Below are 22,564 nucleotides of genomic sequence, written 5' to 3'. Positions count from 1 at the left end.
GGGTGAAAAAACATGAATGCTGAAATTATTGCTGTTGGGTCTGAGCTGCTGCTGGGCCAGATCCAGAACTCCAATGCGACATATTTATCTAAAGAGCTGTCTAAAATGGGGATTAACGTGTACCACCATATCGTTGTAGGCGATAACCCTGACCGCTTGTTTAATGTCGTGGAAGCAGGGATTAAACGGTCTGATTTATTAATTTTTACAGGAGGGCTTGGACCGACAAAAGATGACCTTACAAAAGAAGTGATTGCTAAGGTCACTGGTACTGGGCTTGTTTATGATGCTGAAACAGAAGAACGCATTCAAGCATTTTTTGCCAGAAGGCAGCGGGTAATGACGGCAAACAACCGAAAACAGGCACTCGTCCTTAAAGACTCCACTATATTGCCGAATGACCATGGATTAGCTTGCGGCATGGTTCTTGAGAAGAATAAAAGAAAAATTATTTTACTTCCGGGCCCCCCAAACGAACTCATTCCTATGTTTGAAAATTATACCCAGCCATATTTACTTAATGAAATTAAAATTAAAGAGCAAATCCAGTCTAAAGTACTCCGCTTTTTCGATATTGGGGAATCCCAGCTGGCAGAAAAAGTGGATGATTTGATCGAAAAGCAGACTAATCCTACAATCGCTCCCCTGGCTTCCGGAGGGGAAGTGACTCTCCGTTTAACAGTTAAAGGGTCGGATATTAGTGAAAATGAAAACAAGCTTGAGGAATTAAAAGCCAGGATTCTGGAACGGACAGAGGATTTTTATTACGGGGAAGGTGAAAGTAATCTGGCCCGGCTTCTGCTCGATCAACTTAGAAAACGGAAGTTAACGGTGGCAGCAGCTGAGAGTCTGACCGGCGGCCAGTTTTCCTCTGCGCTCACAGACCTTCCTGGCTCATCCGCTGTTTTTAGGGGAGCCATTATATGTTATAGTAATGCAGTAAAGGAAGCAGAACTTGGGCTGTCAAGTGAAGTTCTCGAACAGCACGGGGCTGTGAGTGCGATTTGTGCTGAGCAGCTTGCCGGGAATGTACGAAATAAATTGAACAGTGAATTAGGTATAAGCTTTACCGGCGTTGCAGGACCTGACCCTCTGGAGGGCCATGAACCGGGAACGGTGTTTATCGGTCTGGCGACGGGGAAATGGAGTAGAGCATATAAAATTCAATTGGCAGGAAGCCGTGAAAATATTCGTGAGCGAGCAGTCAAATATGGAATGTACTATTTATTACGCAATTTAAGCAAGGAAAAGGTGGATGAATAGAATGATGAAATTTGAAGATTTTCAAATATCTGATCAATTAAAACGGGCGATTACAGAAATGGGGTTTGAAGCGCCCTCTCCCATTCAGGAAAAAGTCATTCCTGAAATTTTACAAAGGCATGATGTGATCGGGCAGGCACAGACAGGAACAGGAAAAACAGCCGCTTTCGGTATTCCTTTGCTGGAGCACATCACAGAAGATTCACATGTTCAATCGCTTATCTTAACTCCGACGAGAGAGCTGGCTATTCAAGTAGCCGGAGAACTGCAAAAACTTTCGAGGTTTAAAAATGTGAAAACATTGCCTGTTTACGGCGGACAATCCATAGGACAGCAAATTAAGTCACTTAAGCGCGGGGTCGATATTGTAGTCGGAACGCCTGGAAGAATTCTTGACCATTTGAACCGCCGCACTCTTAAGCTTCAAAACGTCCATACACTTATTCTGGATGAAGCAGATGAAATGCTCGATATGGGCTTTATTGAAGACATAGAAAAGATTCTTCATCAGGTCAACCGTGAGCGACAGACTTTACTGTTCTCTGCAACCATGCCGCCTCCAATACGGAAGCTGTCAAATAAGTATATGAAGCAGCCTAAACAGGTGACGATCAGCAAAGGGGAAGTCACAGCCCCTTCTATCAACCAGGTTTACTATAAAGTACTCGAAAAGAACAAACTTGATTCTTTATGCCGGGTCATTGACAGTGAAACGATTGAACTCGGAATTATTTTTTGCCGGACCAAAAAAGGAGTGGCAGAACTTACAGAAGCACTCCAGGCACGCGGGTACATGGCTGATGGACTCCATGGAGACCTGACTCAGTCCCAGAGAGATTTGGTAATGAAGAAATTCCGTGATTCATCGGTTGAATTTTTAATTGCTACTGATGTGGCTGCAAGGGGTATTGACGTTCAAAATGTCAGCCATGTAATCAACTATGACATCCCTCAGGACCCGGAAAGCTACGTCCACAGAATTGGCCGGACCGGCCGTGCTGGCAGGGACGGTATTGCTTTAACCCTGGTAACGCCGAGAGAAATGAAACATCTGCGTTCAATTGAGGCAGAGATTAAAATGACAATCCCAGCTCAAAGTCTGCCTTCCGTCGAGGAAGTAGTTGAGAAACAGCAGCACGTGTGGAAAGGGCAGATAATTGATCTCATCGAAAATGATGACGAAGAAGGAAGTTTATATGATTCCCTTGTAGCTGACCTTCTTGATCAGTACTCTCCTGAGAAAGTCGTCACCTCCTTAATGAAACTTGCCTTCTATACGAGAGACGATTTAAATGATGACGGCTACGACTTTGGAGAAACAGGCGCTCAGAAAGGCATGACACGTTTCTTCATTAATGTGGGCCGGAACGTCGACCTCACACCTAAGAAACTAGTCGATGAAGTATCCAGACTGATCGGTGTCAATCCAAAGTCTATCGGGAAGATTGATATTTTTGAGAACTTTACGTTTATGGAAGTGCCTGAAGAAGTGGCTCCGTTCGTATATGAAGGGTTAAAATACGCGAGAGTGAGCGGTGCGAGAATTAACCTTGAGCCTGCGAAACCTCGTCCAAAAAGAAAATAAACCATTCCCTTTTCTTATAGAAAAGGTGGGACATGCTTATCATGCCGGTGTTTAAATCCGCCTTCTACATTTCTTTTGACAAGGCGGATTTTTCCGTTTATAATAAAAAGCGAACGAATGTTTGCAATGTCATTACAGAAACAGAGAGATTACAGTTTTGGCTTACTGTAATGATTGATTATATATATAAAGGAGAGAGCGGAATATGTCAGATCGGAAACAAGCATTGGATATGGCTCTAAAACAAATTGAGAAGCAATTTGGAAAAGGTTCTATTATGAAGTTGGGTGAACAGGCTGAGCAGCGTGTCTCTACTGTTTCAAGCGGTGCGCTTGCTTTAGATATTGCACTTGGAGTGGGTGGCTATCCACGCGGTCGGGTCATTGAAATATACGGTCCTGAATCTTCAGGTAAAACAACGGTAGCACTCCATGCTATTGCGGAAGTCCAGCGCAATGGCGGACAAGCAGCGTTTATTGATGCAGAACACGCGCTTGACCCGGTGTATGCACAGAAACTTGGTGTAAATATTGATGAACTTCTTTTATCGCAGCCGGATACAGGAGAGCAGGCGCTTGAAATTGCCGAAGCTCTTGTACGAAGCGGGGCAGTCGATATAGTAATCGTTGACTCAGTAGCTGCTCTTGTTCCTAAAGCGGAAATTGAAGGGGAAATGGGAGACAGCCACGTCGGCCTTCAGGCTCGTCTTATGTCCCAGGCGCTGCGTAAGTTGTCAGGTGCTGTGAGCAAATCTAAGACTATAGCTGTGTTCATTAACCAGATTCGTGAAAAAGTAGGGGTGATGTTCGGTAACCCTGAAACTACCCCGGGCGGCCGTGCGCTTAAGTTCTACTCTTCAGTAAGACTTGAAGTGCGTCGTGCTGAAACATTGAAACAAGGAAACGATATGATCGGAAATAAAACTAAACTTAAAGTAGTGAAAAACAAAGTAGCTCCTCCGTTCAGAACAGCTGAAGTGGATATTATGTACGGTGAAGGTATTTCTAAAGAAGGGTCGATTCTTGATATTGGTTCTGACCTGGATGTCGTACAGAAAAGTGGTGCCTGGTACTCATACAATAGCGAACGTATGGGTCAGGGAAGAGAAAATGCGAAGCAATACCTTAAAGAAAACGAAGAGGTTATGAATGAGATTGAACTTCGTATCCGGGAATACCACGGCCTGGTAACACCTCAGGATGTTCCGGCGCCTGATGCTCCCGAGGAAGATGACGACAATCTTTCCCTCGACTTAAAATAATGTCCCAAAACCCAAAAGGAATCCTTTTGGGTTTTTTACTTTCTGGAAGCATTTTTTTCTGGCATACAGGCCTAAATGCTTGTGAAAAAAGGGGGGAGACTCCCTTGCCAATGCTTGACATTATTAATGATGAGTCATACAATTAGTGAGAATACTGCATTAAACGACTGTATATTTTTACGTCGTGCTGGATGTATAATATGCTTTATTTACTTAAGAATTATGAACACTGAAACCAGTTTTACCAAAGAAATAGCATGAGGAGGTGAATCAGTCTTGGATCTGATCTTACAAATCCTCATTTTGCTATTCACTGTAGCAATCGGTATCCTGATTGGATACTTCGTTCGAAAATCTATCGCTGAAGCGAAAATCTCAAGTGCAGAGACGCTTGCCCGTCAAACTGTTGAAGATGCTAAGCGAGAAGCGGAAGCAAGTAAGAAAGAAGCTATCCTTGAAGCAAAAGATGAAGCTCATAAATTGCGCATGGATGCTGAGAAAGAAGTCCGTGATCGTCGAAACGATATTCAGAAACAGGAGAACCGGTTGGTTCAAAAAGAAGAAATATTAGATCGAAAAAGTGAAACGTTGGACAAAAAGGAAGAGACTCTTGAAAAGCGTGAAGAGCAATTGTCAAAACGTCAGCATGAAATCGACGAGATGAATAGCAAAGTCGAGGAATTAATGAACCAGCAGCAGCAAGAGTTAGAGAGAATTTCCGGGTTTTCCAGAGATGAAGCGAAAGATATTATTATGAAGACTGTTGAAAATGAATTAACCCATGAAAAGGCTGTTCTCGTAAAGGATGCTATCACAAAAGCGAAAGAAGAAGCCGATAAGAAAGCAAAAGAAATTCTTTCATTGTCTATCCAAAGGTGTGCAGCGGATCACATAGCTGAAACCACTGTTTCAGTAGTAAACTTGCCTAATGATGAAATGAAAGGCCGTATTATTGGGAGAGAAGGCCGGAACATCCGTGCGTTGGAGACGCTGACCGGTATTGATCTCATTATTGATGATACGCCTGAAGCGGTTATTCTTTCAGGGTTTGACCCTATTCGAAGGGAAATTGCTAAAACAACTCTTGAAAAACTTGTCCAGGACGGGAGAATTCACCCGGCACGTATTGAAGAAACGGTGGATAAGTCGAGAAGAGAAGTTGATGAACTGATACGTGAATACGGGGAACAAACGACATTTGAAATGGGAATTCACAATTTGCATCCTGATTTAATCAAAATTTTAGGACGTTTAAAATTCCGTACAAGTTACGGCCAGAATGTGCTTAAACATTCTATGGAAGTGGCTCACTTAAGCGGAATCATGGCTGCTGAATTAGGGGAAGATGTTCAGCTTGCCCGCCGCGCCGGTCTTCTTCACGATATCGGTAAAGCGATTGACCATGAAGTGGAAGGCAGTCACGTGGAAATAGGTGTCGAACTAGGAACCAAGTATAAAGAACATCCAGTTGTCATAAACAGTATTGCATCACATCATGGGGATACAGAAGCAACATCAGTGATTGCTACCTTGGTGGCTGCAGCTGACGCTTTATCTGCTGCCAGACCAGGAGCCAGACGGGAAACATTGGAAACATATATTAAACGTCTGGAGAAACTTGAAGAAATCTCTGAATCCTTTGAAGGCGTTGAGAAAACATACGCGATACAGGCCGGACGGGAAGTTCGTATCATGGTTAAACCTGATTTTATTACAGACGAAGATTCTTACAGGCTTGCAAGGGATATTACTAAAAAAATTGAAGATGAACTTGACTACCCGGGTCACATTAAAGTGACAGTCATTCGTGAAACAAGGGCAGTCGAGTATGCGAAATAAAGTGGTAACTATACCACTTTATTTTTCTTTAATGACGTTTAAACGTTATCAGTTACCAAAATACTGATAGGGGAGCCTTTTTAATTGAGACCTTACAGCATTAACACTATTGAAGGAGTTTATAATAATGAATATTTTATTTATTGGGGATATTGTCGGTTCCAATGGAAGACAGGCATTAAATGAATATTTACCTAAGCTTAAAGGGAAATACCGTCCGGATATAACGATTGTAAACGGAGAAAATGCAGCCGGAGGCAAAGGATTAACGAACAAAATTTATAATGAGATTCTTCAGGCAGGAGCAGATATCGTAACGATGGGGAACCACACGTGGGATAAAAAAGAAATTTTTGAATTTATTGATGATGCTCACCGTCTTATACGGCCGGCTAACTTTCCTGAAGGCACCCCTGGTAAAGGCTATGTCATCCATAAAGCAGGCAATCAGAAAATAGCGGTGATTAACGCGCAGGGAAGGACGTTTTTGCCAGCCATCGATTGTCCGTTTAAAAAAATTGACGAGATCTTAGCGGAAGTGAAAAAAGAAACATCTTTAATATTTCTGGATTTTCACGCGGAAGCAACCAGTGAAAAACTGGCTATGGGCTGGTACCTGGATGGAAAGGTTTCGGCGGTAGTAGGGACCCATACTCATGTTCAAACAGCAGATGAACGTATTTTGCCGGATGGGACAGCCTATATTACCGATGCCGGGATGACAGGGCCATACGATGGTATTCTCGGTGTCGAACGCGATGTCGTTATTCAGAGATTTCTGACAAGTTTACCCGCAAGGTTTGAAGTAACTAAAGGAAGGGAACAATTTAACGGAGTATTTATTAAAGCAGATAATCAAACCGGCCGTGCAAGTGATATTAAAAGAATTTCAATTAACGAAGACAGACCTTTTTTCGATTAAATTGAAAAAAAGTATATATTTCCATGTTTTGAATATATACAAAAAGAGGTAAGGATTATATAAGTCATTTTTATCCTAATCAGTTATATTATGAAAGATAATAAATAACTGACAAACACCGCGTAGTTATTTCCTAACTGGTAGAGCAATCCACTTTTAAACCTACAACCTTGAGGAGGTACTGAAATGGAAGTATTAAAAGTTTCAGCAAAATCCAATCCAAATTCTGTAGCCGGAGCATTAGCGGGAGTAATTCGAGAAAGAGGATCTGCCGAGATTCAGGCGATTGGAGCAGGTGCTCTCAATCAGTCTATCAAAGCTGTTGCCATTGCGAGAGGTTTCGTGGCTCCAAGCGGTATCGACTTAATTTGCATTCCTGCCTTTACAGATATTCAAATTGATGGTGATGAAAGAACTGCTATTAAACTGATCATTGAACCAAGATGATAATTGGCTGCTTAACAGACTGCTGTTAAGCAGTTTTTTTTGTAAACAATTTACCCGGAAGCTCTCCAGCCGAAAATATAAGAATTTTCGTGCTTTAAGTAAATGTGAAAGTTATGTTACAATATAAAGGAGGATAGGAAAAAGGCAGTGAAAACGCTTACTTAATTGCGGGGCAACACTTCCGGTTCTTATGAAGGACCTTTTCACATGATTTTTCCTTTAAAATAAGAGATGCGGGTAGTGTCTTGAAAGTCGAGGTGTTTCATACACGTTCAACCATTCAAGTGACATACTAGCAGTTACATAAACAAAGAATCTTATATGAATGTATTCACATTCACACACAGCAGAGTTGCAGTCAGGTTGTAAAGAAAGTGGCATTGTGAAATCAAAAAGGGGTGTAGCGATAATGATAAAACAACTTTCATGGAAAGTTGGGGGACAGCAAGGTGAAGGTATTGAAAGTACCGGGGAAATATTCTCAATGGCTTTGAATCGCCAAGGCTATTACTTATACGGGTACAGGCACTTCTCTTCACGAATTAAAGGGGGGCACACAAATAATAAAATACGTGTGAGCACCTTTCAAACGAATTCGATCTCTGATGATTTAGATATATTAGTCGCGTTCGACCAGGAAACTATTGACGTCAATCACCATGAGCTCTCTGCTGGAGGCGTTGTAATCGGCGACAGCAAATTTGGCCCGAAATTGCCGGAAGGTTCCCAGGCTAAATTATTTTCTGTGCCGTTCACTGAAATTGCCACGGAATTAGGGACATCTCTTATGAAAAACATGGTAGCCGTAGGAGCTTCAGCTTCACTCTTAGGTCTGCAGTCAGATATCTTTAAATCTGTCGTCGAACAGATTTTCTCTAAAAAAGGCGAAGCAGTAGTCTTAAAAAATATGGATGCCATTGAAGCGGGAAGGAAGTATTTTGAGAAAGAATCAGCCGGCAGTGTTGGAGATTTCCAGCTCGAAAAAGCTGATGGAAACCACCGGTTGTTTATGATCGGAAACGATGCTATTGCTCTTGGAGCTCTTGCAGGAGGAGCAAGATTTATGCCAGCTTATCCAATTACCCCTGCTTCAGAAATAATGGAATATTTAATTAAAAAACTTCCTGAGTACGGTGGGACTGTTATACAGACAGAAGATGAAATTGCAGCGTGTACGATGGCTATCGGTGCCAATTATGCCGGAGTGCGATCACTGACAGCTTCCGCCGGCCCTGGTCTTTCACTGATGATGGAAGCGATCGGTCTGAGCGGCATTACTGAAACACCGCTTGTCATTGTTGATACCCAGCGGGGAGGACCAAGTACCGGCCTGCCGACAAAACAGGAGCAATCAGACATATTTGCTATGATTTATGGTACTCACGGTGAGATTCCTAAAGTTGTTATGGCTCCTTCAAGTGTAGAGGAAGCATTTTATGACGCAGTAGAGGCGTTTAACATTGCGGAAGAGTACCAGGTGCCTGTCATTCTCATAACAGATTTGGCCCTCTCATTAGGAAAACAGACGGTTAATCCGCTGGACTTTGACAGAGTTAAAATTCGAAGAGGAAAGCTGGATATTAATGAAGACCTGCCTGAGCTTGACAAAGGAACATACTTCAAACGGTATGAAGTGACAGAGGACGGCGTTTCCAAGCGTGTTATTCCAGGCATGAAACACGGACTGCACCATGTTACCGGGGTTGAACATAATGAACAGGGCAAACCATCAGAAAGTCCTGAAAACCGAAAAGCTCAAATGGATAAACGGATGAAAAAGCTTGAGAACCTTGTGGACCGGTTCCCTGAACCTGTGCTTAAGAATGAACAGCACGAGGAAGCAGATATGCTTATTATCGGGGTTAACTCAACAAAAGGCACTATTGAGGAAGTATTGCCCCGCCTTGAGGAAGACGGTGTGAAAGTTAACCACGGCCATATCAGGCTTCTGCACCCGTTCCCGGCTGAAGAACTTCAGTCCATGATTAATAAAGCTAAAAAAGTGGTTGTGGTGGAAAACAACGCAACTGGTCAAATCGCCCAATTACTGAAAATGAATACAAATGTAGAAAAAGTTGAATCAATTCTCAAGTATGACGGAAACCCGTTTTTACCTTCAGAAATCCATCACGAATGCAAGGAGCTGTTCGCATATGGCAACCTTTAAAGATTTTAGAAATAATGTTAAACCAAACTGGTGTCCAGGCTGCGGAGACTTCTCTGTACAGGCAGCAATTCAGAGGGCAGCTGCCAACGCAGGAGTAGTTCCTGAAGAGCTTGCAGTCGTTTCCGGTATTGGCTGTTCCGGGCGGATTTCCGGGTATATTAACTCTTATGGCTTGCACGGCATTCATGGTCGTGCCCTGCCGATCGCGCAGGGAGTCAAGATGGCAAACCGTGAACTCACTGTTATTGCCTCAGGTGGTGACGGAGACGGCTTTGCAATCGGGATGGGCCATACGGTACATGCAATCCGGCGAAACATCGATGTGACTTACATTGTTATGGATAATCAGATTTACGGCCTGACTAAAGGGCAGACATCCCCGCGAAGTGAAATGGGCTTCAAAACAAAGAGTACGCCGGCAGGTTCAATCGAGTCTTCCTTAAATGTTATGGAAATGGCTCTCACAGCAGGTGCCAGTTTCGTAGCACAAAGTTTTTCAAGTGATTTAAAAGAATTGACTTCACTTATTGAAAAAGGTATTGAACATAAAGGTTTCTCATTAATTAACGTATTCAGTCCTTGCGTCACGTTTAACAAAGTCAATACGTATGACTGGTTTAAAGAGAACCTTACTTCCCTTTCAACAATTGAGGATTACAATCCATCCAGCCGCATGCAGGCAATGAATACGCTCATGGAGCATGACGGTTTAGTGACAGGCCTGATTTATCAGGATAAAGATAAACCTTCATATGAGGCTTTAGTGAATGGATTTAAAGAAGAAGCTCTTTCGACACAGGATATTAATCTTGAAAAAGAGCAATTTGATAAACTCACTGCAGAATTCATGTAAACAGGAGGCATCACGAAGCCCTTTTAATTGAGTATTTTAACTGTACAGCGTAGCTCGGACAAAAGAATAGTAATTATAAAGAAAGCCGGACAAAATTTTCGAATTTTGTTCGGCTGTTCTTTTTGAGAAAAGGAGTGATTTCAGTCCGCCAGGCGGACGCTTGCCCAGGGGCTTGTACTTTTAATCTGCCGGTTCACTTCCGGCGAAGGCTTATACCACAGGCATAAGTGCAACATCATCGCAGGGATCTTCGGCTAACCCCTTCTCCTCCTGTAAAAACGCTGAAGTTCCCACATCCGTGTGAAAGTTCAGGATCCCCCAGGCGAATTTTACCGAGAAGCTGAAGAGATACCTGCGGCAAGCGAGTGCATTAATGGATCTCATCTTATAGTCTATTGTGAATTCATTGTTCGGGTATCCTGGATTTAATTAGTTTTATCCCAGCTTACCTCTCTTGCAAGCTTCTCAGGAAGCTTTTTTTTCGTTTTTATCGTACACTCATCAGCTTCAGGTTTCACTAAATAATTTTTTTTACAATAAATTTTCCTGAAGAATCATTTGTCCTTGTGAGGTAGACAGTTTTATTTACGTGGACATAGCATCATGCTAGAATAAAGACAGTGATTTGCCGAAATGATTTTCGTTTACAGTTTTAACGGTCTAAATGAGAGGTAATAAAGGGGTGGATTAATAATGAGGGGTAAAATGAAAGCGATTGTAAAAGAACAAAGGGCCCCGGGGGCTATTTTAAAAGAAGTGCCTGTCCCGGAAATCGGTGACCTGGAAGTCCTTATCCAGGTAAAAGCAACTTCTATTTGCGGCACAGATGTTCACATTTATACGTGGGATGAATGGTCAGAGAGCCGTGTCAAACCTCCGTATGTTTTTGGGCACGAATTTGCAGGAATTGTGGTAGAGAAAGGTAAACTGGTCAATAATGTCGAAGTAGGAGACCATGTTTCTGCGGAGACTCATATCGTATGCGGCCATTGTCCGCAATGTCTGACCGGCCAGGCGCATATATGCGCTAACACAGAAATTATCGGGGTGGACCGTGATGGATGCTTCGCTGAGTATGTGGCGCTGCCGGCTGAAAACTTGTGGAAGAATGACAGGGAGCTTTCTTTCGAAGAAGCGAGCGTCCAGGAGCCATTTGGAAACGCTGTCCATACTGTTTTAGAAGGCGATGTTACTGGAAAGACTGTGGCAGTCATTGGATGCGGGCCAATAGGAATTATGGCAGTAGGGGTCGCAAAAGCAGCTGGTGCTTCGCAGGTCATTGCGTTTGATTTGAATAATTACCGGCTTGACTTGGCAGAAAAAATGGGAGCCACCCGTACAGTTAATTCCGGTGTGGAAAATCCGCTTGAAGTTGTCCGTAAACTGACGGAAAATAATGGCGTGGATGTCGTCTGCGAAATGAGCGGACATCCTATTGCTATGGACCAGGGTTTTAAAATGGTTACAAACGGGGGCAGAGTTTCAATACTCAGTCTTCCTGTTAAACCGGTCGAAATCGATGTCACTAATGATATTGTATTTAAAGGTATTACTGTTCAAGGGATCACAGGCAGAAAAATGTATGAAACGTGGCAGCAGGTTTCCGGTCTTCTCGGTTCGGGCCAGGTTGATTTGAAACCAATGATCACCCATCATTTTCCATTGGAAGACTTTGAAAAAGGTTTTGATTTAATGATTGAAGGTAAGTGCGGGAAAGTAGTACTACATCCATAGACAAGGAGGAATCAGTTATATGAAAGGTTTCGAATATTTAGAAGAAGAATTACAAGGAATGAAAGAGGACGGCGTATTCAGGTCACTTGTTCCGCTACAGTCTGATCAGGGGGCAAAAGTTAAAATTGGCGGGAAAGAGGTCATTCAGCTCTCTTCCAATAACTATCTTGGTTTGACCACCCATCCGAAAATGAAGCTTGAGGCTGTCCGGGCAGTTGACCAGTATGGTGCAGGAACCGGATCAGTAAGAACAATAGCCGGGACGTTTTCTATGCATGAGGAATTTGAAAAAAAATTAGCTGAATTTAAACATACTGAAGCTACACTTGTTTTACAGTCCGGTTTTACTGCTAATCAGGCAATTCTCTCTTCTATTTTAACGAAAGAAGATGTCGTTATCTCCGACGAATTAAACCACGCTTCCATTATTGACGGCATCAGGCTTACTAAAGCCGGCCGGAAAATTTACAAACATGTGGATATGAAAAGCCTGGAAGATGCTTTAAAAGAAACTCAGGATTACAGAAAACGTCTTGTAGTGACTGACGGCGTTTTCTCTATGGATGGAAATATCGCGCCTCTTCCTGAAATTGTGGAGCTGTGTGAAAAATATGATGCTCTCGTAATGGTGGATGATGCCCATGCAAGCGGTGTACTAGGGCGAAATGGCCGCGGAACCGTTGACCACTTCGATTTGAACGGCCGTGTGCACATTCAGGTAGGGACATTAAGTAAAGCGATCGGGGTGCTGGGCGGTTATATTGCCAGTACTCAGGCAGTCAGGGATTACCTCATTCATAAGGGACGTCCATTCTTATTCAGTACTTCCCACCCGCCGGCAGTCACAGCGGCTTGTTCCAAAGCAATTGATGTGCTGCTTGAAGAACCTGAGCGTATTGACCGTTTATGGGATAATACAAAATACTTTAAGGCAGGGTTGGAGAAACTCGGTTTTGATACAGGAAAAAGTGACACCCCTATTACTCCGGTTGTCATTGGAGACGGGGCAAAAGCTCACCAGCTGTCTGATAAGCTGCTGGAATACGGTGTCTTTGCCCAAGGTATAGCCTTCCCGACAGTGCCAAAGGGGAAAGCGCGTGTAAGAACGATCGTTACTGCGGACCATACGAAAGCACTGCTGGACGAAGCATTGAAAGCATTTGAAAAAGCCGGTAAAGAGCTTGGTATTATTTAATACGGGAACAAAAGTGGCTGAATTAAAAAATACTCACTTGAAAGTCATCCGGACAATATTCGTAAAATATTGTCCGGATGTTTTTTTAAGGATGACCTCTTTCTTTTATCCTGTAATCACAGTTGTATAAAGGTCTTAAACCATTTATAATTATAGGTTGTGAGAAATAATATAAAGGAGATTGATTAATATATGAATGAAGAACAACGCAAGGAGCAGACGCAAGCGATGGAGGGAACTTCTTCTGCGGACAAAAAATCCGGCCAGAAAAAGGACTACTCCCAGTACTTCCAGACCACCTATATTCCGCCTGACTTAAAGCAGGCTAAAAAACGCGGAAAAGAAGACGTGTCAGTCCATTATGACTTTGAGATCCCTGAAGATATGCAGGGCATCGGCAAAGGTAAAAAGTTCTTAATCAGGACTTACGGCTGCCAAATGAACGAACACGATTCAGAAAATATGGCTGGCATTCTTCTCCAGATGGGTTTTGAATCCACTTCACTCACTGAGGAAGCAGATGTTATTTTATTAAATACCTGTGCGATCCGTGAAAACGCTGAAAATAAAGTGTTTGGCGAGATCGGCAACCTGAAGCCTATGAAACGTGATAACCCGGGTCTTATTGTTGGTGTATGTGGTTGTATGTCACAGGAAGAGTCTGTCGTTAACCGGATTCTTCAAAAGCACCAGCATGTCGATCTCATTTTCGGTACTCATAATATTCACCGTCTTCCTGAACTGCTGAAAAATGCCATTTTTAACAAGGAAATGGTTGTTGAAGTGTGGTCTAAAGAGGGAGATATTATTGAAAATATGCCTCGCGCCCGTAAAGGACATTTCCAGGGGTGGGTTAATATTATGTACGGCTGCGATAAGTTCTGCACGTACTGTATTGTACCTTATACAAGAGGGAAAGAGCGGAGCCGTCGTCCTGAAGATATTATTGAAGAAGTACGCCATTTAGCACGCAATGGATATAAAGAAATTACACTTCTTGGCCAGAACGTTAACGCTTATGGTAAGGATCTCGCCGATATGGACTACGGACTGGGAGACTTAATGGACGAAATCCGTAAAATTGACATTCCTCGTGTCCGGTTTACGACCAGCCATCCGCGCGACTTTGATGATCATCTTATTGAAGTGCTTGCTAAAGGAGGCAACCTCGTTGAGCATATTCATTTGCCCGTCCAAAGCGGAAACAGCGAGGTGCTTAAACTGATGGCTCGTAAATATACGAGAGAGCAGTACGTTGAGTTGGCAGAAAAAATTAAGAAGGCGATGCCACACGCGTCATTTACTACTGATATTATTGTCGGCTTCCCGAATGAAACGGAAGAGCAGTTCCAGGACACACTTACTCTCATGAAAGAAATGGACTACGACAGCGCGTACACGTATATTTATTCGCCTCGTGAAGGCACTCCGGCCGCCAAGATGGAAGACAATGTCCCAATGGATGTTAAAAAAGACCGTCTCCAGCGCCTGAACGCTGTTGTGAACGATATTTCAGCCAGAAAAAATAAGGCATATGAAGGAAAAGTAGTTGAAGTATTAGTTGAAGGTGAAAGTAAGAAAAACCCTGATGTATTAATGGGGCGTACCAGAACAAATAAACTTGTTAACTTCAGAGGGCCGAAAACATCGATCGGTGAATTAATTAATGTTAAAATTACAGAGGCAAAAACCTGGTCTTTAGACGGTGAAGTTACAGAAACGGCAGAGGTGAAATAACATGAGTGAGTTGTATACTAAAAAAGAGATTACAGATAAAGCTCGGGAACTGGCGTCTATGATTGCCGAAACGGAAGAAGTGGACTTCTTTAAAAGAGCTGAAGGACAAATAAATGAAAATTTGCGAGTCCAGGAAATTATCGGCAAGATTAAATTGCTTCAAAAAGAAGCTGTTAATTTGAAACATTACCAGAAGTCAGAAGCTTTAAAAGCAACAGAAGCTAAAATTGACGCGCTTCAGGATGAATTGGACGAGATTCCTTTAGTAAGGGAATTTAAACAATCGCAGACTGAAGTAAACCAGCTCCTTCAGATGGTCAGCAACACGATTTCAAATACAGTCACAAATAAAATTATTGAATCAACGGGCGGCGATTTGCTGCAGGGCACAACGACAAAAAGCCCGTTCAATAACGGCTGTTCATAATCATTATTAATCGTACCGCAATTGCCGGTGCGATTTTTTTAATCATTTTTCCAGATTCCTGTCCGCAGCAGATGTTTTAAATGGAAACTGACGTGAAATACCTCTTTTAAACAGATATGAAAAGGGGCGTTACTGAATGGGAAGTGAGCAATTTTTTAGCAGCACATTTGAAGAGGCGCGGTCAAAGTTCCGTAAGTCGCTGAAAGAAATTGAGACATACTGGTCTAATGCCAGGCTTGAGACATATTACACAGGAAGTGAAGAAGACGATAATACAACTGATATTATCGTTGCTGATGCTTTGTCGGAAAAGCAGGAACTGATTATTATTACGACAGGTGAGCACGGCATTGAAGGATATACAGGAAGCGCGTTTTTACAGCTTTTTATTCAAGAATATATGCCATTAATGAATCCTGAAACTAAGGGGCTGCGGCTCGTGCATGCGGTAAACCCGTGGGGAATGAGGCATTTTAGAAGAGTGACTGAAAATAATATAGATTTAAACAGGAACTATATTAGAGACTGGGAGAAAACAGCAGGGAGTGTGGATGAAACATTTGACCGTAAAAAAGAAATCTTTCTTCCGGATTCACGTATTGAAAACTTAAGCACACATAAGAGGGAATTAAATGACGCTTTAACTGAAGCCTTTACCCATGAAGAGCTGGCAATGCTGAAGGATGGCCCCCCTGGCCAGTATAAGTATAATAGAGGGATTTATTACGGAGGAAACGGTTTTGACGAACCGGCACAAAAGTTTAAAAGCAGGTATTTTGATTGGATAAAGGCGTACAGCCATCCTGTTCATATTGATATCCATTCCGGAGGCGGCCCGAAAGATGACCTGACATTAATATTTACAAAGTCAGATAAAAGGAGTGAAGAGGAGCTGCAAAAAGAGCTTTCTTATAAACAAGTAGTAAAAAGCGATGATGGCAATGTTTATGGTGAGTCAAACTTATATTTGCAGGAGTCTGTCAGAGAAAACTTTCCTCAAAAAAGAACAGTGGCATGCCTATTTGAATTCGGTACCATCGGGGAGACTCTTAATGACCTCGTTTTTTGTACACAGACAATGATTAATGAAAATCAGCTTTATTTTAATGGTATTTTAGAAAGAGAAGATGAAAAGGAAATTAAAAGAGATTTCAGGAGGCTTTTTTATCCTGATAGAAAAGAATGGCGGAAGAAGGTCGTAGATAAAGGGAGGACAGGCATAGAAGCCATCCTGTCCAGCGAAAATATAGAACTGTCCAAATGACCAGCCCTAAATTTTTTTAGGAAGGCGAGGACACCCAGAGGTCAGGCGCAGTCTGAAGATCCAATTCAACGAAGCTCCAAGCTGAGTTGAATTTAGCTGAAGACAAGCCCTGGGGTAAGCCCTCGCCGGGAGTGAACCGGAAAATTAAGGAAAGCTTTTTAGACCATCCTACTGACTGAAATCACTGCTTTTATTTTCGCATACTCAATCCTCTATAAGTACAAAAGCGGCAATCCTAAGAAATCTAATAAGAGATTTCTTAGGATTTTTTATGGTCGCTATTCTTTTGTCCCACCCTCTTTTAATTTTAAACCATTTAAATTTGAGCATGTTTTTGGAATAAGCCACATATAAATAATTGAACTCATGATACGAGTAGGTGTGCAAATACACGATGGCACATGAGCCATTTATCTGCATGCTGTGGTAATTGGACTGTATCTAATTCATAGTACGAAAAGTTAGTGGCTCATTATTGTGTGAGGAGGGAAAAAGATGTCATCAGAGAAAGATGTGCATTACAGACAGATTATAACAAAGGCTGTATGTGGCAAAGGGCGGAAGTTTTCAGAAACAAAGCATACAATTACCCCTGCGGAAAAGCCGACGAGTATTTTAGGCTGTTGGCTTATTAACCACAAATACACCTCTGCCAAAAAGGGTGACGCCGTTGAAATAAACGGCACTTATGACTGCAATATCTGGTATTCGTATTCAGGAAATACGAAAACCAATGTAGCTACAGAGACCGTTTCCTATACGGAAGTAGTCCCTCTGGTTATGCAGGACAGTGATGTTCTTTCAGAAGATCTTGAAGTTATTTCCAGGGCGACCCAGCAGCCAAATACATTAGAGGCACTAATTGCGTCTAATGACAGGGATGTTGAGGTGCAGGTAGAAAAAGAATTTGCAGTAGAAGTGATTGGTGAGACAAAAATGACTGTTCAGGTAAATCCAAACGCTTCCGTAGATGAGTGGGACGAAGAAGCCTGGGATGACACGATCGATGAAGAGGAATTTGAAGATCTGGATACCAACTTCTTGGCGGGAGAATTAGAAGAGTAGTGTAAAAAACTGAGATGATAAAGAGTCCCGATTTGATGGGGGCTCTTTTCCTGTGTTCGCAGACTTTTTCAGCATGAATTTTAAGGTATTGGAACCTTGTGGAGGCTGGCTCCACACCGTATGACTTTAACCGCACCTTTCCAGAATGCTTCCGTTAAATCCTTTAAACGGTTATGTTATAATTAATCCGTATTTATAAAGAACTTAATCAATTAAGGATGATACATATGGCAGCAGTCACACCAATGATGGAACAATACTTAAGAATTAAGGCACAGTATGAAGATGCCTTTTTATTTTTTCGGCTTGGAGATTTTTATGAATTGTTTTATGAAGATGCGAAAAAAGCCGCTAAAGAACTGGAAATTACTTTAACCGCCAGAGGAAAGGGCGATGACCGTATTCCGATGTGCGGCGTGCCTTATCATTCCTCAGACCAATATATTTCACAGCTTATAGAAAAAGGCTTCAAAGTAGCCATTTGTGAACAGACAGAAGACCCTGCGCAAGCAAAAGGAGTTGTAAAGAGGGAAGTCGTGCAAATTATCACGCCGGGGACAGTTATGGAAGGGTATGCCCTGCAGGAAAAAGAAAATAACTACCTCCTGTCTGTTACTCCTTTTGAAGGAAATGAATTCGGCCTTGCAGGCGCTGATATGTCTACAGGAGAATTGATGGTCACTACGCTGGCTGATTTTGAAGAATTAATTAACGAAATGGCCGGGTACAGGCCGCGGGAAGTCATTGTCCCGTCAACTTTTTCCGAAGAAAAGCAACAGCTGCTTGAAAGGCGGCTCAACGTGACGTTGTCTTTTGAAGACCATACAGAGCCTGTGAAAGAAGCAGCCGCTTTAGTGGACGGGTTATCAGATGGAAAAATAAAAGAAACCTGTTACCAATTAATCCGGTATCTTAAGCAAACAACGAAACGTTCGCTGGATCATCTGAGGCCAGCTGTTTTTTACCTTCCTCAGGAATATATGTCGATGGATGTCCATTCAAAGCGCAATCTGGAATTAGTTGAAACGTTAAGAGAAAAGAAAAAACAGGGCTCTCTCCTCTGGGTGCTGGACCGGACAGAAACGGCCATGGGAGGAAGAATGCTTAAGCAGTGGATTGAACGGCCTCTTTTAAACAGACAGACTGTTGAAAAAAGGCACGAACTTGTCGGTGCTCTGATCGACCGTTTTTTCGAACGGGAGGCTCTGCAGGAACAGCTTCAGGGCGTTTATGATCTGGAGCGTTTATCAGGCCGGGTGGCGTTTGGAAATGTTAACGGACGCGATTTAATCCAGCTGAAAAAATCGCTTGAAAAAGTGCCTGATATCTTTGAGACGGTAAAAAGTCTTGAGAGCTCGTTTGGAAATTCCCTTATGGAGGGCACAGGGGACTGCCAGGAACTGAGAAGACTGCTGGAAGAAAGCATTGAGGAAGATTGTCCTGTAAGTATTACGGAAGGCGGTCTTATAAAAGACGGTTATTCAGAACAGCTCGATGACTACCGGAATGCGATGAGAAACGGTAAAGCGTGGATTGCTGCTCTTGAGAAGCAGGAAAAAGAAATAACGGGTATCCGCTCGCTAAAAGTAGGTTTCAACAAAGTATTCGGGTATTATATTGAAGTGACCAAACCTAATCTTCCGCAGCTTCCTGAAGGAAGATATGAACGGAAGCAGACCCTTACAAATGCCGAACGGTTTATTACTGAAGAACTGAAGGAAAAAGAAGCGCTGATCCTGGAAGCAGAAGAGAAAAGCGAAAAGCTGGAGTATGAGCTATTCATGAAAATAAGGGAGCAGGTTAAAGCGTTTATCCGTCCGCTTCAGCAGCTAGCTAATGTGATCAGTGCCTTTGATGTGCTGCAGAGTTTCGCCGAAGTAGCGGAACGGAACCGCTACGTTAAACCGGAACTGAAGGCGGAAGGGGAAGTCGACATCCGTGACGGGCGGCATCCTGTAGTTGAGAAAATGATTGATGAAGGAGACTACGTGTCAAACGATATTCTATTAAAAGACGACCGTGAACTTCTGCTGATCACAGGGCCGAACATGGCAGGTAAGAGTACTTATATGAGACAGCTTGCGCTGATTTCCATTATGGCTCAGACAGGAAGCTATGTTCCTGCCAGTGAAGCCGTTCTGCCTGTTTTTGACCAGATTTTTACCAGAATAGGGGCAGCTGACGATCTCGCCCATGGTCAAAGTACGTTCATGGTAGAAATGCTTGAAACTAAACACGCTGTTTCAAAGTCTACGAGGAACAGTCTTATTCTTCTTGACGAGATTGGCAGGGGGACGTCCACTTACGACGGAATGTCGCTTGCTCAGGCAATTATTGAATATATTCATGATGAAATCGGCGCCAAAACGCTGTTTTCGACACACTACCATGAATTGACGAGCCTTGAGAATAAACTGGACAGGTTAAAAAATGTCCATGTCTCCGCAAAGGAAGAAGATGGATCGGTTGTTTTTCTCCATAAAGTGATTGACGGCGCAGCTGACCGAAGTTACGGCATTTATGTGGCTGAGCTGGCTGAACTTCCTGATAAGCTGATCAGCAGGGCTAAGGCCATTTTAAAAGAATTTGAGCAGGAACAATCCGATTTGAAAGAACATAAAAACAGAGTGGCGGAAGAAAGCCTTCAATCCGGGCAGGAGCGGACGTCTTTTTTCGGGAAGGAAGAAGCGGGCCCGCAGCAGCTGAGCCTGTTTCCGGAAGAGGCGGAGGCACAGGGAGCATCCCGCCAGTTAAATAAAAGCCAGGAGAAGGTTCTTTCCCAGCTTTCCTCAGCAAACCTGCTTCACATTACGCCGATTGAAGCGATACAATTGCTGGATAAACTGCAAAGGAAGCTGAATAATTAACAGCAAGGAGGTGGCAGAATGGCGAAGATCTTTCAGCTGAATGAACATCTTTCGAATAAAATTGCTGCCGGAGAAGTGGTCGAGCGCCCCGCTTCCGTTGTAAAAGAATTAGTAGAAAACGCAATCGATGCAAACAGCACAACGATCCGGGTGGATGTGGAAGAGGGCGGACTTGCTTCAATCCGGGTGCTTGATGACGGTGACGGTATTGAAGAAGATGATCTTGAAACGGCCTTTGACCGGCATGCCACAAGTAAAATTAAATATGACCAGGATTTATTTCGCATTAAAACGCTTGGTTTCCGCGGAGAAGCTTTACCGAGTATCGCTTCTGTCTCCAAGCTGACCTTAAAGACAAGTTCAGGAAGCCATGAGGGGCATGAACTGTACGTGGAAGGCGGCCATATTAAAGAAAGGAAATCGGCTTCTCCGAGAAAAGGTACGGAAATCAGAATTACTGATTTGTTTTACAATACACCGGCGAGGCTGAAGTATTTAAAGACGATTCACACGGAATTAGGGCATATTTCCGATGTAATGAACCGGATGGCTTTATCCCACCCTGAAAAATCGTTCATCCTCACCCATAACCGCAAAACGGTTTTACAGACTGCCGGAAATGGTGATGTGACCCGTGTGATTGCGTCTATTTACGGAACGTCAGTAGCCCGTAAAATAATTAAAACAGAATCTGAGTCACTTGATTTTAAAATTACCGGCTATGTTGCGAAGCCTGAAGTTACCCGTTCGAACCGGTCGTATATGTCTACGATCATCAACGGTCGTTTCGTTAAAAATTATGCCCTTGTCAGAGCGATCCAGGAAGGGTACCATACGCTCCTGCCGATTGGCAAGTTCCCGCTTGTCGTCCTTCATATTGAGATGAATCCGCTCTTAGTGGATGTCAATGTCCACCCCTCCAAGCTGGAAGTGAGGATCAGTAAGGAAGGCAAACTTCAGGAACTTGTCACGGCAATGATAAAAGACGCATTTAAGCAGGTCCGGCTCATTCCGGAAGTTTCAGAAAAAACGCCTGTTAAGCGTGAGAAACCGGAACAGATGGTTTTTAACTTTGAACACGAAGCAGCTCCGTCCGAGGAAAAGCCATCTGCCAGAACGGAAGAACCATCAGGCAAAGTTTATAAAGAGAGGCCGGTTGATTCAGGTGAACCTTCCTCCGTCCGTGAATCTGTTCCCCAGGTTAAAGAGCAAGCTGGTGATGATGCGGACAACAGTCTGAAAGCCGGGTTGGCGCCGTTAACGGATGAGAAGAAGATAGAGGAGGAAGCGGACCAGCCTTTAACCGACGGGCAGCAAGAACCGGAGGAAGACGTGTCCGGCGGTCAAGGAGAGCGGGTCCCTGTTCTTTATCCGATTGGCCAGCTGCATGGGACGTATATTCTGGCACAAAATGAACAAGGATTATATATGATTGACCAGCATGCCGCACAGGAGCGCATTAAATATGAATATTTCCGGGATAAGCTGGCATCGGAGGACCGGCGTCTTCAGGATCTTATTGTTCCTATCACGTTTGATTTTACCGCACAGGAGGCGTCTCTTGTAACGGAGCATAGGAAGACGCTGGAGCAAGCAGGCTTGTTCCTGGAATCCTTTGGATCCAACACCTATATGGTCCGTTCCTGCCCTGTCTGGTTCCCGGAGGGGCATGAAGAGGAAACAATTTCAGATATACTTGAGCAATTAAAAAACGAGCGGACGATTAACATAGGGAAAATCAGAGAAGAAGCAGCAATTCTCATGTCATGCAAGGCGGCTATTAAAGCAAACCGCCATTTAACGACAGACGAAATGTTTCAGCTTCTCGAGACGCTCAGAACGTGCGAGGATCCGTTTACGTGTCCCCACGGACGCCCAATTCTCGTTCACTACTCCACTTATGACATCGAACGGATGTTTAAAAGAGTAATGAGTTAG

16 protein-coding genes are annotated in these 22,564 nt (G+C 43.2%); all 16 read left to right on the top strand.

What is annotated here, in order from left to right; translation table 11 throughout:
* The first annotated feature begins 12 nt into the window (after positions 1–12).
* The 16 genes from K8O68_RS19320 to mutL all read left to right on the top strand — a co-directional run bounded on the left by K8O68_RS19320 (position 13) and on the right by mutL (position 22,564).
* Positions 13–1,263: a competence/damage-inducible protein A gene (locus tag K8O68_RS19320; RefSeq protein WP_230898404.1), complete on the top strand. Its 1,251-nt coding sequence runs from the start codon at positions 13–15 to the stop codon at positions 1,261–1,263.
* 1 nt (position 1,264) lies between these two features.
* Positions 1,265–2,848, top strand: a complete 1,584-nt coding sequence (locus K8O68_RS19315; protein WP_230898403.1) for a DEAD/DEAH box helicase — start codon at positions 1,265–1,267, stop codon at positions 2,846–2,848.
* Between the two features lie 205 nt (positions 2,849–3,053).
* A complete protein-coding gene (recA, locus tag K8O68_RS19310; protein WP_230898402.1) occupies positions 3,054–4,109 on the top strand; it encodes a recombinase RecA in 1,056 nt (351 codons plus the stop codon).
* A 276-nt stretch (positions 4,110–4,385) separates the two neighbouring features.
* Entirely contained in the window at positions 4,386–5,948 is a 1,563-nt protein-coding gene (gene rny, locus K8O68_RS19305) for a ribonuclease Y (protein ID WP_230898401.1), read from the top strand.
* A gap of 127 nt (positions 5,949–6,075) precedes the next feature.
* Positions 6,076–6,870 (top strand): TIGR00282 family metallophosphoesterase, encoded by a 795-nt coding sequence (locus K8O68_RS19300; protein ID WP_230898400.1) that lies wholly within the window; start codon positions 6,076–6,078, stop codon positions 6,868–6,870.
* A 186-nt stretch (positions 6,871–7,056) separates the two neighbouring features.
* Positions 7,057–7,317, top strand: coding sequence for a stage V sporulation protein S (locus K8O68_RS19295; RefSeq protein WP_078576472.1), 261 nt, complete (start codon positions 7,057–7,059; stop codon positions 7,315–7,317).
* Between the two features lie 409 nt (positions 7,318–7,726).
* A complete protein-coding gene (locus K8O68_RS19290) occupies positions 7,727–9,484 on the top strand; it encodes a 2-oxoacid:acceptor oxidoreductase subunit alpha (protein ID WP_230898399.1) in 1,758 nt (585 codons plus the stop codon).
* Positions 9,471–10,337 carry a 2-oxoacid:ferredoxin oxidoreductase subunit beta gene (locus K8O68_RS19285; RefSeq protein ID WP_230898398.1) on the top strand — a complete coding sequence of 289 codons (867 nt, stop codon included), beginning with the start codon at positions 9,471–9,473 and terminating at the stop codon, positions 10,335–10,337. Before K8O68_RS19290 ends, K8O68_RS19285 begins: the two co-directional genes overlap by 14 nt.
* Before the next feature lie 693 nt (positions 10,338–11,030).
* On the top strand, positions 11,031–12,071 hold the full coding sequence (gene tdh, locus K8O68_RS19280) for an L-threonine 3-dehydrogenase (RefSeq protein ID WP_230898397.1): 1,041 nt from the start codon (positions 11,031–11,033) through the stop codon (positions 12,069–12,071).
* 19 nt (positions 12,072–12,090) lie between these two features.
* Positions 12,091–13,266 carry a glycine C-acetyltransferase gene (locus tag K8O68_RS19275; protein ID WP_230898396.1) on the top strand — a complete coding sequence of 392 codons (1,176 nt, stop codon included), beginning with the start codon at positions 12,091–12,093 and terminating at the stop codon, positions 13,264–13,266.
* Positions 13,267–13,458: 192 nt separating this feature from the next.
* A complete protein-coding gene (gene miaB, locus K8O68_RS19270) occupies positions 13,459–15,003 on the top strand; it encodes a tRNA (N6-isopentenyl adenosine(37)-C2)-methylthiotransferase MiaB (RefSeq protein WP_230898395.1) in 1,545 nt (514 codons plus the stop codon).
* Position 15,004: 1 nt separating this feature from the next.
* The gene (locus K8O68_RS19265; RefSeq protein ID WP_230898394.1) at positions 15,005–15,430 is read left to right on the top strand and encodes a YlbF/YmcA family competence regulator; all 426 of its coding nucleotides are present in this window, start codon (positions 15,005–15,007) and stop codon (positions 15,428–15,430) included.
* A gap of 136 nt (positions 15,431–15,566) precedes the next feature.
* The gene (locus K8O68_RS19260; protein WP_230898393.1) at positions 15,567–16,694 is read left to right on the top strand and encodes a M14 family metallopeptidase; all 1,128 of its coding nucleotides are present in this window, start codon (positions 15,567–15,569) and stop codon (positions 16,692–16,694) included.
* Between the two features lie 495 nt (positions 16,695–17,189).
* On the top strand, positions 17,190–17,759 hold the full coding sequence (locus K8O68_RS19255) for an outer spore coat protein CotE (RefSeq protein WP_230898392.1): 570 nt from the start codon (positions 17,190–17,192) through the stop codon (positions 17,757–17,759).
* Positions 17,760–17,986: 227 nt separating this feature from the next.
* Positions 17,987–20,626, top strand: a complete 2,640-nt coding sequence (gene mutS, locus K8O68_RS19250) for a DNA mismatch repair protein MutS (protein WP_230898391.1) — start codon at positions 17,987–17,989, stop codon at positions 20,624–20,626.
* Positions 20,627–20,644: 18 nt separating this feature from the next.
* The gene (mutL, locus tag K8O68_RS19245) at positions 20,645–22,564 is read left to right on the top strand and encodes a DNA mismatch repair endonuclease MutL (RefSeq protein WP_230898390.1); all 1,920 of its coding nucleotides are present in this window, start codon (positions 20,645–20,647) and stop codon (positions 22,562–22,564) included.

Source organism: Salipaludibacillus sp. CUR1 (assembly GCF_021028955.1).
Classification (GTDB): domain Bacteria; phylum Bacillota; class Bacilli; order Bacillales; family Salisediminibacteriaceae; genus Salipaludibacillus.
Note: the sequence above shows the minus strand (reverse complement) of the source record. Positions and strands in the feature narration are given on the sequence as shown.